The organism is Cupriavidus nantongensis (assembly GCF_001598055.1).
GTDB classification, from domain to species: domain Bacteria; phylum Pseudomonadota; class Gammaproteobacteria; order Burkholderiales; family Burkholderiaceae; genus Cupriavidus; species Cupriavidus nantongensis.
Map to the genome: position 1 here is coordinate 126,808 of NZ_CP014844.1, position 13,078 is coordinate 139,885.

The 13,078-nt window shown below is 65.6% G+C and carries 12 protein-coding genes; all 12 read right to left on the reverse strand.

The features are described from left to right. Nucleotides 1–133 precede the first annotated feature (133 nt). Nucleotides 134–2,446 (reverse strand): primosomal protein N', encoded by a 2,313-nt coding sequence (locus A2G96_RS00580; protein ID WP_062795834.1) that lies wholly within the window; start codon nt 2,444–2,446, stop codon nt 134–136. Between the two features lie 523 nt (nt 2,447–2,969). Further along, complete coding sequence (hemE, locus tag A2G96_RS00585) at nt 2,970–4,061, reverse strand: uroporphyrinogen decarboxylase (RefSeq protein ID WP_062801985.1); 1,092 nt, start codon at nt 4,059–4,061, stop codon at nt 2,970–2,972. 52 nt (nt 4,062–4,113) lie between these two features. After that, a complete protein-coding gene (locus tag A2G96_RS00590) occupies nt 4,114–5,064 on the reverse strand; it encodes an alpha/beta hydrolase (RefSeq protein WP_062795836.1) in 951 nt (316 codons plus the stop codon). A 52-nt stretch (nt 5,065–5,116) separates the two neighbouring features. After that, nucleotides 5,117–5,557: a CoA-binding protein gene (locus tag A2G96_RS00595; protein WP_062795838.1), complete on the reverse strand. Its 441-nt coding sequence runs from the start codon at nt 5,555–5,557 to the stop codon at nt 5,117–5,119. Nucleotides 5,558–6,275: 718 nt separating this feature from the next. Then, a complete protein-coding gene (locus tag A2G96_RS00600) occupies nt 6,276–6,692 on the reverse strand; it encodes a F0F1 ATP synthase subunit epsilon (protein WP_010811262.1) in 417 nt (138 codons plus the stop codon). 96 nt (nt 6,693–6,788) lie between these two features. Beyond that, nucleotides 6,789–8,192, reverse strand: a complete 1,404-nt coding sequence (atpD, locus tag A2G96_RS00605) for a F0F1 ATP synthase subunit beta (protein ID WP_018006198.1) — start codon at nt 8,190–8,192, stop codon at nt 6,789–6,791. A 33-nt stretch (nt 8,193–8,225) separates the two neighbouring features. Beyond that, on the reverse strand, nt 8,226–9,101 hold the full coding sequence (gene atpG / locus A2G96_RS00610) for a F0F1 ATP synthase subunit gamma (RefSeq protein WP_062795840.1): 876 nt from the start codon (nt 9,099–9,101) through the stop codon (nt 8,226–8,228). Between the two features lie 74 nt (nt 9,102–9,175). Beyond that, the gene (gene atpA / locus A2G96_RS00615) at nt 9,176–10,717 is read right to left on the reverse strand and encodes a F0F1 ATP synthase subunit alpha (RefSeq protein ID WP_062795842.1); all 1,542 of its coding nucleotides are present in this window, start codon (nt 10,715–10,717) and stop codon (nt 9,176–9,178) included. 38 nt (nt 10,718–10,755) lie between these two features. Then, nucleotides 10,756–11,301, reverse strand: coding sequence for a F0F1 ATP synthase subunit delta (locus A2G96_RS00620; protein WP_062795844.1), 546 nt, complete (start codon nt 11,299–11,301; stop codon nt 10,756–10,758). Between the two features lie 2 nt (nt 11,302–11,303). Further along, nucleotides 11,304–11,774 carry a F0F1 ATP synthase subunit B gene (locus tag A2G96_RS00625; RefSeq protein ID WP_062795846.1) on the reverse strand — a complete coding sequence of 157 codons (471 nt, stop codon included), beginning with the start codon at nt 11,772–11,774 and terminating at the stop codon, nt 11,304–11,306. A gap of 99 nt (nt 11,775–11,873) precedes the next feature. Continuing rightward, a complete protein-coding gene (gene atpE, locus A2G96_RS00630; RefSeq protein ID WP_011299478.1) occupies nt 11,874–12,140 on the reverse strand; it encodes a F0F1 ATP synthase subunit C in 267 nt (88 codons plus the stop codon). Nucleotides 12,141–12,211: 71 nt separating this feature from the next. After that, nucleotides 12,212–13,078 (reverse strand): F0F1 ATP synthase subunit A, encoded by an 867-nt coding sequence (atpB, locus tag A2G96_RS00635; protein ID WP_035848827.1) that lies wholly within the window; start codon nt 13,076–13,078, stop codon nt 12,212–12,214.

Consider the following 13,078-nt stretch of genomic DNA (forward strand, 5'->3'; position numbering starts at 1 on the left):
CAGGGGCGCGCGACCGGCCGCAGCCTGTGAGCTGGCGCGATCTTACTCCCTAAAATCACCAAGGTGCAACCTGGTGCAACCCTATCGAAAACCCTAACCCAGAGGTTGCACTTTTGCTCCACATCGCCGGCTGCTAGATCCGCAGCGGGTCGATTTCCAGCTGCCAGCGCACCCCCTTCACCTCCGTGCCAACCTCTGCGAAAGTCTGTACCCACTCGGCCACAAACCGTTGCAGTACCGGACGCGCGCTGGCTTCGACCAGCATCTGCGCGCGCTCGCGGTTGAACACCCGCACCATCGACATCGGCACCGGGTCATGCAGTTGCACCTCCGGCGCCAGCGTGCAGCGTTCGGCATGCCGGCGCGCGGCCTCCAGGAACTGCAGCGCCCGCTCCAGCTGCCCGTGCTCCGCCGTGACCAGCACCTGGAAACAGAACGGGGGCAACCCGGCCTGGCGCCGCTCGCGCAACTGGCTGGCCGCGAATCCATCATAGTCATGGCGCGTCAGGGCCTGCAATGCCGGGGTATCGGGATAGCGGGTCTGGATCAGCACCTCGCCCGGCAACCCGGCCCGCCCCGCCCTTCCCGCCACCTGCATCAGCGACGCAAACAGGTGTTCGGCGGCGCGGAAGTCGTGGCTGAACATGGCCGCGTCCGGATGGACGATGCCGACCAGCGTCACGCGCTGGAAGTCATGGCCCTTGGCCACCATCTGCGTGCCCACCAGGATGTCGACCTCGCCTGCATGGACCTCGTCAAACATGGCCTGGGCGCTGCCCTTGCGGCGCGTGGAATCGGCGTCGATGCGGGCAATGCGCGCCTGCGGGAAGCGCGCCGCCAGCGCTTCTTCGATACGCTGCGTGCCGCGCCCGAGCGGCGCGATATCGACATTGCCGCAGTCCGGGCAATGGTGCGGCACCGGCGCCTCGAGGCCGCAGTGGTGGCAGCGCAGGCGCCGCTCGGGCCGGTGCAGCACCAGGTACGCCGAGCAGCGCGGGCAGCCCGACAGCCAGCCGCAGCTGTCGCAGGCGATCACCGGCGCATAGCCGCGCCGGTTCAGGAACAGCAGGCTCTGCTCCCCGCGCGCCAGGCGCGCGTCGATGGCCTCCAGCAGCGGCACCGACAGGCCCTCGAACAGGGCACGCTGGCGCTGGCGCTCGTGGTTCAGGTCGACCAGCCGCACCGCCGGCAGCGCCGCATCGACCTGGGCGCGCTCGCGCAGCACCAGCTTGCGGTAGGTGCCCTGCCCGGCCCGCCACCAGGTTTCCATCGACGGCGTCGCGGACCCCAGCACCACCGCGATGCCGCGCTGCTTGGCGCGCCAGACGGCAAGGTCGCGCGCGGAGTAGCGCAGCCCTTCCTGCTGCTTGTACGAGGTGTCGTGCTCCTCGTCGACCACGATCAGCGCCAGCGCCGGCAGCGACGCCATCACCGCCATGCGCGTGCCCAGCACGATGCGGGCCTCGCCGCGGTGCGCCGCCAGCCACTGCAGGCTGCGCTCCTGGTCGGCCAGGCCGCTGTGCAGCACCGCCAGCGGCAACTGCGGGAAGCGTGCGGCAATGCGGCTTTGCAGCTGCGGGGTCAGGTTGATTTCCGGCACCAGCATCAGCACCTGGGCCCGCGGGTCGCGCGCCAGCACGGCCTGCATCGCATGCAGGTAGACCTCGGTCTTGCCGCTGCCGGTGACGCCGTGCAGCAGGAACGGGGCGAAGCCCTCGGCGTCGGCGATGGCCTGCACCGCGGCGCGCTGCTCGTCATGCAGCGGCGGCGCGGCCGATGGCGGCTGGGAGGGGTCGGTCGGCAACAGGGTGCGCGCGGTGCGGCTGACCTCGACCCAGCCCGCGGCCAGCCATTCGGCCAGCCGCGACGGTGCCGCGGCACAGAGGGCGCGCGCTTGCGCCAGCGACAGCGGCTCTCCCGTGGCGGCGCGCTCGGCCAGCGCCTGCGCCAGCGCGCGCACGCTGCGGGCGCGCGGCGGTACGGCCGCGAGCAATGCCTCCGCCTGGCCCGGCAGCACGCGGTACTCATCGGTGCGGGCACGCTGCGCCAGGCTGGACCAGCTTTCGGCCTCGCGCAGGGCGGGCGGCAAGGCCGGCAGCATCACTTCGCCGAGTCGCCGCTGGTAGTAGCGCGCAGCAAACGCTGCCAGCTCGATCCAGTCTTGCTGCAGCGGCGGCAGCCAGTCCAGCCGTTGCGCCACCGGGCGCAACTTGTCCACAGGCACGTCCGAAGCTTGCGCGAATTCAACCGCGACACCGACCATGCTGCGACGGCCGAACGGCACCACCACCAGCTCCCCGGGCGCGACATCCGCAATGGCGAGGTAATCGAAGCAGTCGTCGGCAGGCGTGTCGAGGGCAACGCGGATCACCGGCGGCACCGGCGACGTCGCGCCTGCGGCTGGCGCCGCGGACTCGGGAAGGAGACTGCCGCTATCGGGCCGCATGCACGAGTTGAAGATGCATCGCCGTGGGGCAGGCGTCGGTCCACCGGCGATCTGCCGGGCCATGGCAGCGGATTGGTGTGCGGCGCAGCATCAACTTAAAGTAAAACTTCAAATGTGGCCCTAAGTCGATGATAGATGACTGGTTTTCCACTAATTCCACCGCCCCTGTGGATAACTTTGTTGAAAAGTCGCTCTGCCTGGCCCGGAAGCCCCGAAAAACAAGGGATCCACTGGCATCGACCCCTTCTTTGCAAATCTTCCAAAGCCTTAAAAATCAAGGGCTTGCAAACATCCCCCAGATAGGTTAGGGAATAACCCTGTCCTGCACTGCGGCAAACCTATCGGTGTGCATAAGTCAAGTGCCGCCAGTCAACCCAGTGCACCTTTTTGGTGGCTCGTGGCGAAAAAGTTAACTTGACACGGTACGGCCGCGCGGCTCGCGCAGCACTGGGTACGGGCGCGTCCGGGACGCTGCAGCGCGGGGCGGCGCCAAACCGCCCTGCCAGCTGGCATACCGCGGCGGTCACTTCCCGGTTGCGCGCAGCTGGCGGCTGTGCCGGTGCACTTCGTCGACCAGCACGGACACGCTCTCCGGCGGCGTGAATTGCGAAATCCCGTGGCCGAGGTTAAAGACATGGCCGTCGCTGCCGCCACCGGCGGCATAGCTGTCCAGCACGCCACGGACCTGCTCGCGGATTGCGGCCTCGGGCGCAAACAGCACGGTCGGGTCGATATTGCCCTGCAGCGCCACGCGGCCGCCGGTGCGCCGGCGCGCTTCGGCCAGGTTGACGGTCCAGTCCAGCCCGATGGCATCGGCGCCGGTGTCGGCCAGCGCTTCCAGCCACAGGCCGCCGCCCTTGGTGAAGACGATCGCCGGCACTTGCTGTCCGGCGTGCTCGCGCTTCAGTCCGGCCAGCACGCGGCGCATGTAGGCCAGCGAGAACGCCTGGTACATGCCGTCGGCGAGTGCCCCGCCCCAGGTGTCGAAAATCATCACCGCCTGCGCGCCCGCCTCGATCTGCGCGTTCAGGTACGCCGTGACTGCCTGTGCATTGATGTCGAGAATGCGGTGCATCAGGTCGGGGCGGCCGTACATCATCGCCTTGACCGTGCGGAAGTCATCCGAGCCGCCGCCTTCGACCATGTAGCAGGCCAGCGTCCACGGGCTGCCCGAGAAGCCGATCAACGGCACGCGCTGGCGCCCGTCCTGCACCAGCGCACGGCGGATCTCGCGCACGGCGTCGAACACATACTGCAGCGATGCCATGTCGGGCACGGCCAGCTTCTGCACGTCGGCCTCGGTACGCAGCGGATGCGCGAAGCGCGGGCCCTCGCCCTGCGCGAACGACAGGCCCAGGCCCATCGCATCCGGCACCGTCAGGATGTCCGAAAAGAGGATGGCCGCGTCGAGCGGATAGCGGTCCAGCGGCTGCAGTGTCACTTCGGTGGCGTAGGCCGGGTTCTTGGCCAGCCCGAGGAAGCTGCCGGCGCGCGCGCGCGTGGCGTTGTACTCGGGCAGGTAGCGGCCTGCCTGGCGCATCAGCCACAGCGGCGTGTATTCGGTCGGCTGGCGGCGCAGCGCGCGCAGGAAGGTATCGTTCTGCAGTGCGGTCATGGTCATCCTCGTAAGACCGCCATTCTAAGGGATGGCCGCACGCGGATGCCGCTCAGACGTCGTCGATCATCCCCGCGAACGCCGACGCGGCGCGGCGCATCCATTCCCGCGCGCGCTCCGCCTCCGGCTGCAGCCGGGCGAAGCCGTGGGTCATGCCGCTGGCCTCGATGGTGATGACCGGAGCATCGTGGCGCACCAGGAAGTCGGCATAGGCCAGGCCGTCGTCGCGCAGCACATCGTGCGCCGCCACCATCAGCACGGTGGCCGGCGGCCGCACCGGCGGCGCGGCCATCAGGTGCACGCGCGGATCGGCGTGGGCAGCGCCCTGCGCCAGCGCCTCGGCACCGATGAACTGGGTCCAGAACCACGCCATCTCGTCACGCGTCAGGCCGGGGCCATCGGCGAAGGCGCGATAGCTTTCGGTGCTCAGCACCGGCGCCGCGACCGGATAGATCAGCAGCTGGGCGTCGACCCGCACTGCATCGCCGGCATTGAGTTGCTGCGCAGCCTGCGCCGCGAGGTGGCCGCCGGCGCTGTCGCCGGCCACCGCCAGGAAATCGGGCGCCAGTCCCAGCGCCTGGCGCTGGCCGGCCAGCCACAGGACCGCTTCGGCGGCATCGTCGCAAGGCGCCGGGAACGCGTGCTCGGGGGCCAGCCGGTAGTCGACGCTGGCCACGGCGCACCCGGTATCAGCCGCGAGCAAGGCCGCGACGGTGTGGTGCGTCTGCGTCGAACCGATCACCCAGCCGCCGCCGTGGAAGTACACCAGCAGCCGCGGCGTGGCCACGCCCGCCGGACGGAACAAGCGGGCCCCCAGCGTGCGGCCGGCCAGCGCCAGTTCGAGCTGCTGCACCGCGACGCCCTCCGGATCCGGCCGCAACGAGGCGGCGGCAATCTCGGCGAAACGGGCACGCTGCGCCGGGACGTCGGCCGGCACCGGCTCGGTAGCATAGCGTTCGGCCAGGCGGCGGTAATAGGCGAGCAGTTGCGGATCGATGGCCATGGTCGGCGGCGGAAGGGAAATCGGGAGGAAAAAGAAACCGAAACGACGGGGATCAGGCCCCGCCAAGCTGGCGCGTCAGCTCGATCTTGCTGCAACAGTCCTGCACCGCCAGCAGCCCGGCATCGGTGGCGCGACGCACCGCCTCGTCGTTGACGATGCCAAGCTGCAGCCAGACCCCACGCGCACCGACGGCGATGGCCTCGTCGACCACACCGGGCGTGTCCTCGGCGCGGCGGAAGATATCGACCCATTCGATCGGCGCGCCGGCCGCCGCGGCGGCGTCGGCGGCCTCGCGCAGCGTCGCGTGGCAAGTCTCGCCCAGGATGCGTTCGCCGGCATGGCGAGGATTGACCGGCACGATGCGGAAGCCGTGGCCTTGCAGGAATTCGGCGACCTCATGGCTGGGCCGCTCCGCACGGTCGGACAGGCCGACCACGGCTACGGTCTTCATCGCCAGCATGGCTTGTATGGCTTGCTGCATCTCAGGCGGCATTGCGTCTCCGGGGCTGTGGACGTGAGGGTGGAGGTGACCGTGGGGCTGCATGGAAGCGCAGGCAACTCCGGCCGGCCGGCTCAATCGTAACCGCAATTGTCACGCAGGATTTGGTGCGGAAACGAACACTGGAATCGCGGATATAAAGATAATCCCACAACACGTGGCGGCGCAAAACGTGACGCCCAGGCGCGAAAATATGCCGATCACGCCGGATTTTGAGCACTCCGGCTTTCAACTTCTTTCAAACCGATACATTTTGTTACTGCCATGCCCGGGAGTTTCCCCCACAATGCATTGACACACCCGCTGGGCGGGCGTGGCGCCCCGGTGAAAATGGCAACGCAGACTAAAGGGGCGTGCTGAAGAAAGCCTTTTTGTAGCGTTTCCGGCAGTAACCCGATTTTCCGATCCAGCGTAAAGCTTTGCTGGACCGGAGCACCAGGAAGACCGTTGCAGCGCGTGGCCTTTGCGGCCTGTGAGCGGATATTTGGATATCCGATGCGCCTTGCTTGTCGACCTGGACCGAACCCGTTCCTTCGAATTGACCCCTCGAAGGGATTTTCCCGTCCGCGCGGAGCCTCCCCGGCCCGCGCGCTTTTTTTTGTCCAGGCGCGGCAAAAAGCATATCGCCGCGCTGACAAAAAAGGCAGCCTCGCGGCTGCCTTTTTTAAATGTCGCATCGAAAAAACAACAATGCGACAGTCCTGCCCGATGCTTACTTCTTCCGACGCAGACGGGCAATCGCTGCCAGTTGCGCGGCGGCCACGGCCAGTTCGCTCTGGGCGCGGGCCAGGTCGAGGTCGCTGCTCTGGTTCTGCATCAGCTCCTCGGCGGCGCGCTTGGCTTCCTGGGCCTTGGCTTCGTCCAGGTCGCCACCGCGGATCGCGGTGTCGGCCAGCACGGTGACGTGCTTGGGTTGCACTTCGAGAATGCCGCCGGCAACGAACACGAACTCTTCGCTGCCGTCTTCCTTCTCGATGCGCACCGCACCCGGCTGGATGCGCGTGATCAGCGGCGTGTGGCCGGGCAGGATGCCCAGCTCACCCGACTCGCCCGGCAGCGCCACGAACTTCGCCTGGCCGGAGAAGATCGACGCTTCCGCGCTGACGACGTCTACAAGAATGGTTGCCATATCTGATCCTTTCTCCAATCGCTTCGCTCAAGCGGCAGGCCCGGACCGAACCGGGCCCGCCTTCGCCCCCGCTCGCGCGGGAGCGACAAGCAAGGCTTACTGGAGCTTCTTGGCCTTCTCGAAGGCCTCGTCGATCGAGCCGACCATGTAGAACGCCTGCTCGGGCAGGTGATCGCACTCGCCGTCGACCAGCATCTTGAAGCCGCGGATGGTTTCCTTCAGCGGCACGTACTTGCCCGGCGAACCCGTGAACACTTCGGCCACGTGGAACGGCTGCGACAGGAAACGCTGGATCTTACGCGCGCGCGAGACGGCCAGCTTGTCTTCCGGCGACAGTTCGTCCATGCCCAGAATCGCGATGATGTCGCGCAGTTCCTTGTAGCGCTGCAGGGTCTGCTGCACGCGGCGGGCGACTTCGTAGTGCTCGGTGCCGACCACTTGCGGGTCCAGCTGGCGCGAGGTCGAGTCGAGCGGATCGACGGCGGGGTAGATACCCAGCGCGGCGATGTCACGCGACAGCACCACGGTCGAGTCCAGGTGCAGGAAGGTCGTGGCAGGCGACGGGTCGGTCAAGTCATCCGCAGGCACGTACACGGCCTGGATCGACGTGATCGAGCCGGTCTTGGTCGACGTGATGCGCTCCTGCAGCTTGCCCATTTCTTCAGCCAGTGTCGGCTGGTAGCCCACGGCGGAAGGCATACGGCCCAGCAGTGCCGACACTTCGGTACCGGCCAGCGTGTAGCGGTAGATGTTGTCGACGAAGAACAGGATGTCACGGCCTTCGTCGCGGAAGCGCTCGGCCATGGTCAGGCCGGTCAGCGCCACGCGCAGACGGTTGCCCGGCGGCTCGTTCATCTGGCCGAACACCATGGCCACCTTGTCGAGCACGTTCGAGTCCTTCATTTCGTGGTAGAAGTCGTTCCCTTCACGGGTACGCTCGCCCACGCCGGCAAACACCGACAGACCGCTGTGCTGCTTGGCGATGTTGTTGATGAGCTCCATCATGTTGACGGTCTTGCCCACGCCGGCGCCACCGAACAGGCCCACCTTGCCGCCCTTGGCGAACGGGCAGACCAGGTCGATCACCTTGATGCCGGTTTCGAGCAGGTCAACGGAAGGCGACAGTTCGTCGAACTTCGGTGCCTTCTGGTGAATCGCACGCAGTTCGTCCGAGGCGATCGGGCCGGCTTCGTCGATCGGGCGACCCAGCACGTCCATGATGCGGCCCAGGGTGCCGTGGCCAACCGGCACCGAAATCGGGGCGCCGGTGCTCTTCACTGCCATGCCGCGGCGCAGGCCGTCCGACGAGCCCAGGGCAATGGTACGCACCACGCCGTCGCCCAGCTGTTGCTGGACTTCGAAGGTCAGGCCCTTCTCGGCGAACGAGGCGTCGCCGGATTCTTCCAGCACGAGCGCGTCGTACACCTTCGGCATTGCGTCGCGGGGGAACTCGATGTCCACCACGGCGCCAATACACTGCACAATATTTCCGATACTCATTTCGTATCTCCGATAGCTTGAATTCGTGACGCCTTAGACCGCAGCTGCACCGCTGACGATTTCCGACAGTTCCTTGGTGATCGCGGCCTGACGGGTCTTGTTGTAGACCAGTTGCAGTTCGCCGATCACGTTCTTGGCGTTGTCGGACGCAGCCTTCATGGCCACCATGCGCGCCGATTGCTCGGACGCCATGTTCTCGGCCACGGCCTGGTACACCAGCGCCTCGACGTAGCGGACCAGCAGCTCTTCCACGACGGTCTGGGCGTCAGGCTCGTAGATGTAGTCCCACGAGTAGGCGCGCTTCTCTTCTTCGGTCTGCGACAGCTTGTCGGCGGCGAGCGGCAGCAGCTGCTCAACCATCGGTTCCTGCTTCATCGTGTTGATGAACTTGGTGTACGCCACGTACACCGCGTCGACTTCACCATTGGTGAAGGCGTCGAGCTGGACCTTGATCGCGCCGATCAGCTTTTCCAGATGCGGGGTGTCACCGAGGTGCACCACGTGCGAAACCACCTTGGCGCCGATCCGGCCCAGGAACTGCATGCCCTTGGTGCCGATGGCGGTGGCTTGCACCTCCACGCCACGGCCTTGCAGGGCCTTCAGCTCATTGGTCACCGAGCGCAACACGTTCGTGTTCAGGCCGCCGCACAGCCCCTTGTCGGTCGTGACCACGATCATGCCGACGCGCTTGACTTCGCGCTCCTGCATGAACGGGTGCTTGAACTCGGGGTTGGCCGTAGCCAGGTGCGCCGCAATGTTGCGCACCTTCTCGGCGTAAGGACGGGCGTTGCGCATCCGCTCCTGCGCCTTGCGCATCTTGGACGCGGCGACCATCTCCATCGCCTTGGTGATCTTGCGCGTGTTCTGCACGCTCTTGATCTTGGTTCGAATCTCTTTCGTTCCGGCCATATCTTCCTCTCCATCCGAACCATCGCCGCGCCGGCGTGAGCCAGGCGCGGCGACGATGTCGTGGAATTACGCGGTTAGAACGCGGCGGACTTCTTGAAATCCTCGACAGCGGCACGCAGGGCGGCTTCATCTTCCTTCGAGAGCTGCTTGGTCTCTTCGATGCGGTTGATGAGGTCGGCGTACTTGGTCTTCAGGTGGTCGTGCAGGCCCTTCTCGAACGGCAGGATGTCCTTCACTTCCACGTTGTCGAGGAAGCCGTTGTTGGCGGCGAACAGCGAAGCGGCCAGCTGCCACACTTGCAGCGGCTGGTATTGCGGCTGCTTCAGCAGTTCGGTCACGCGGCGGCCGCGCTCCAGCTGCTTGCGGGTGGCATCGTCCAGGTCCGAGGCGAACTGCGCGAACGCAGCCAGTTCACGGTACTGGGCCAGGTCGGTACGGATACCGCCGGACAGGTTCTTCACCACCTTGGTCTGCGCAGCACCACCGACGCGCGACACCGAGATACCGGCGTTGATGGCGGGGCGGATACCGGCGTTGAACAGGTCGGTTTCCAGGAAGATCTGGCCGTCCGTGATCGAGATCACGTTGGTCGGAACGAACGCGGACACGTCGCCGGCCTGCGTTTCGATCACCGGCAGCGCGGTCAGCGAACCGGTCTTGCCCTTGACGGCGCCGTTGGTGAACTTCTCGACGTAGTCGGCGTTCACGCGGGCGGCACGCTCGAGCAGGCGCGAGTGCAGGTAGAACACGTCGCCGGGGTAGGCTTCGCGGCCCGGCGGGCGGCGCAGCAGCAGCGACACCTGGCGGTAGGCCCAGGCTTGCTTGGTCAGGTCGTCATAGACGATCAGCGCGTCTTCGCCGCGGTCGCGGAAGTACTCGCCCATGGTGCAGCCGGCGTAGGCGGCCAGGTACTGCATGGCGGCCGAATCCGAAGCGGCGGCGGCGACGACGACGGTGTATTCCATCGCGCCATGCTCTTCCAGCTTGCGCACCACGTTGGCAATGGTCGAAGCCTTCTGGCCGATTGCCACGTACACGCAGAAGACGCCCTTGCCCTTCTGGTTGATGATGGCGTCGACCGCGACGGCGGTCTTGCCGGTCTGGCGGTCGCCGATGATCAGCTCGCGCTGGCCACGGCCGATCGGCACCATCGCGTCGATCGACTTCAGGCCGGTCTGCACCGGCTGGCTCACCGACTGACGCGCGATCACGCCCGGGGCCACCTTCTCGATCACGTCCGATTCCTTGGCGTTGATCGGGCCCTTGCCGTCGATCGGCTGGCCCAGCGTGTTGACCACGCGGCCCAGCAGTTCCTTGCCCACCGGCACTTCCAGAATGCGGCCGGTGCACTTGACCGTGTCGCCTTCGGAAATGTGTTCGTACTCACCCAGCACCACGGCGCCGACCGAGTCGCGCTCGAGGTTCAGCGCGAGGCCGAAGGTGTTGCCGGGGAATTCCAGCATCTCGCCCTGCATCACGCCAGACAGGCCATGCACGCGGCAGATACCATCGGTCACGGAGATCACCGTGCCGGTGTTGCGCACTTCAGCTTCGGCGCCAAGGCCCGAGATGCGGGTCTTGATCAGCTCGCTGATTTCTGAGGGGTTCAGTTGCATCACAATGCTCCTAATTCTTCAATCCGCCGGACGGCCGCTCAGGCGGCGGTCAGCGCGGTTTGCATGGCTGCCAGGCGCGCACGCACGGAGGTGTCGAGCACTTCGTCGCCAACCTTGACGCTGACGCCGCCGATCAGGGACGGGTCCACCGCCACCTGCGCGTACAGCTTGCGGCCGAACTTGCGTTCGAGGGCGGCGACGAGGTCGTTCAGCTGACCATCTTCCAGCGGGAAGGCGCTGGTGATTTCAACGTCGGACGACCCTTCGCGGGCGTTCTTGAGCGCATGGAACTGTTCGGCGATGTCGGGCATCACCGTCAGGCGGTTGTTGTCCACCAGCAGTTGCACGAAGCGGCGCGCTTCGTCGCTGACCGGGGACTTCAGCACCGACAGGAACAGTTCAACCAGCTTGGCGCCGGGAACGTTCGGATCGTCGGCGACCGCCTTCATGTCGGGATTGGCGGCAACCTGCCCCATTTCCGACACCAGCTCGGACCATGCACCCAGGTTGCCTGCGCTCGATTCGCTGGCGACGCGGAACAGCGCCTCAGCGTAGGGACGGGCAATGGTTGCGGTTTCAGCCATGATTAGAGCTCAGCCTTGAGTTGATTGAGCAGGTCGTTGTGGACCTGCGCGTTCACTTCACGCTTGAGGATCTGCTCGGCACCCTTGACGGCCAGCACGGCGACCTGGTCGCGCAGTTCTTCGCGCGCGCGGGTGACCTGCTGTTCGGCTTCGGCCTTGGCCTGGGCAATGATGCGTGCGGCTTCTGCCTGGGCGTTCTGCTTGATCTCGTCGGCCGTCAGCTGGGCGCGCTTCTCGGCGTCAGCGACACGTTGAGCGCCTTCGGTGCGGGCTTCGGCCATGGCCTGGTCCACACGCTTGTTGGCGAGTTCGAGCTCGGCCTTGCCCTTCTCGGCAGCGGCGAGGCCATCGGCGATCTTCTTTGCGCGTTCGTCGAGCGCCTTCACCAGCGGCGGCCAAATGAATTTGGCAACAACCCACCACAGGATGAAGAACACGACCATCTGCGCAAAAAACGTTGCGTTCAGATTCATGGTGTGTTCCTTTCGGTAATCAAACTACAGATAAATGCACAAAAGGCGGCCAGGCTGGTGGCCCGCGCCGCCCGTCAGCATCATGCAGACCGAAAAGAATTACTGGATGACAGCCAGCAGCGGGTTGGCAAACGCGAACAGCATTGCAACACCCACGCCGATCAGGAATGCCGCGTCGATCAGGCCGGCCAGCAGGAACATCTTGGTTTGCAGCGGGTTCATCAGCTCGGGCTGACGTGCGCAGGCTTCGATGTACTTGCCACCCATCAGGGCGATGCCCAGGCAGGCGCCGATAGCGCCCAGGCCGATGATGATGCCGATACCGATGGCGGTCAGACCCTGGATGTTGGCGAGAAATGCTTGCATGATGACTCCTTTAATTTAGAGAGACTTAGAACCAAAAAACCAAAAAACCAAAAACCGGAAACTTGCAGTGATCAGTGGTGATCGTGAGCCTGGCCGATGTACACCAGCGTCAGCATCATGAAAATGAAGGCCTGCAGCAGGACGATCAGGATGTGGAAGATCGCCCAGACCGCACCGGCCACGACATGGCCGACAAAGCCCAGCGCCGACAGGTCCGCGCCGAACGTCCAGATCGAACCCAGCAGCGCGATCAGCAGGAACACCAGTTCGCCGGCGTACATGTTGCCGAACAACCGCATGCCCAGCGACACGGCCTTGGCCAGGAATTCGATGATGTTCAGGACCAGGTTGAACGGGGCCAGGTACCACTTGGCACCGAACGGGGCCGAGAACAGCTCGTGCATGAAGCCGCCCGCGCCCTTGATCTTGAAGCTGTAGTAGATCATCAGCACCAGCACGGCGCACGACATGCCCAGCGTGCCGTTCAGGTCGGCCGTGGCCACAGCGCGGTGGTGGGGGATATGGATGTGGAAGATCTCGAGGACCTTGTTCAGGCCGGTGACCCAGTCGACCGGGATCAGGTCGATCGCGTTCATCATGGTGATCCAGCAGAACACCATCAGCGCCAGCGGGGCGATCCACGAACGGTCGCCATGGATGATGCCCTTGGCCTGGTCGTCGACCATCTCGACGATCATCTCGACGAAGGCCTGGAAGCGGCCCGGCACGCCGGCGGTGACGCGGCGCGCGGCGGCATACAGGAACAGCACGGCAATGGCGCCGCACAGCACCGACCAGAACACCGTGTCGTAGTTGATCACGGAGAAATCGACCACCGACGCCTGCTTGCCGCCGACCGAGTTCAAGTTCTGCAAGTGTTCGGCGATATAGCCGGAGGGTGTCAGCACGTGTTCCGCGCTTTGGGTAGCTTCTGCCAT

Coding starts and splice junctions, on each gene's coding strand:
- A2G96_RS00580 (WP_062795834.1), bottom strand. CDS start 2,446: ATGCGGCCCGATAGCGGCAGTCTCCTTCCCGAGTCCGCGGCGCCAGCC.
- hemE (WP_062801985.1), bottom strand. CDS start 4,061: ATGACCGCACTGCAGAACGATACCTTCCTGCGCGCGCTGCGCCGCCAG.
- A2G96_RS00590 (WP_062795836.1), bottom strand. CDS start 5,064: ATGGCCATCGATCCGCAACTGCTCGCCTATTACCGCCGCCTGGCCGAA.
- A2G96_RS00595 (WP_062795838.1), bottom strand. CDS start 5,557: ATGCCGCCTGAGATGCAGCAAGCCATACAAGCCATGCTGGCGATGAAG.
- A2G96_RS00600 (WP_010811262.1), bottom strand. CDS start 6,692: ATGGCAACCATTCTTGTAGACGTCGTCAGCGCGGAAGCGTCGATCTTC.
- atpD (WP_018006198.1), bottom strand. CDS start 8,192: ATGAGTATCGGAAATATTGTGCAGTGTATTGGCGCCGTGGTGGACATC.
- atpG (WP_062795840.1), bottom strand. CDS start 9,101: ATGGCCGGAACGAAAGAGATTCGAACCAAGATCAAGAGCGTGCAGAAC.
- atpA (WP_062795842.1), bottom strand. CDS start 10,717: ATGCAACTGAACCCCTCAGAAATCAGCGAGCTGATCAAGACCCGCATC.
- A2G96_RS00620 (WP_062795844.1), bottom strand. CDS start 11,301: ATGGCTGAAACCGCAACCATTGCCCGTCCCTACGCTGAGGCGCTGTTC.
- A2G96_RS00625 (WP_062795846.1), bottom strand. CDS start 11,774: ATGAATCTGAACGCAACGTTTTTTGCGCAGATGGTCGTGTTCTTCATC.
- atpE (WP_011299478.1), bottom strand. CDS start 12,140: ATGCAAGCATTTCTCGCCAACATCCAGGGTCTGACCGCCATCGGTATC.
- atpB (WP_035848827.1), bottom strand. CDS start 13,078: ATGGCAGAAGCTACCCAAAGCGCGGAACACGTGCTGACACCCTCCGGC.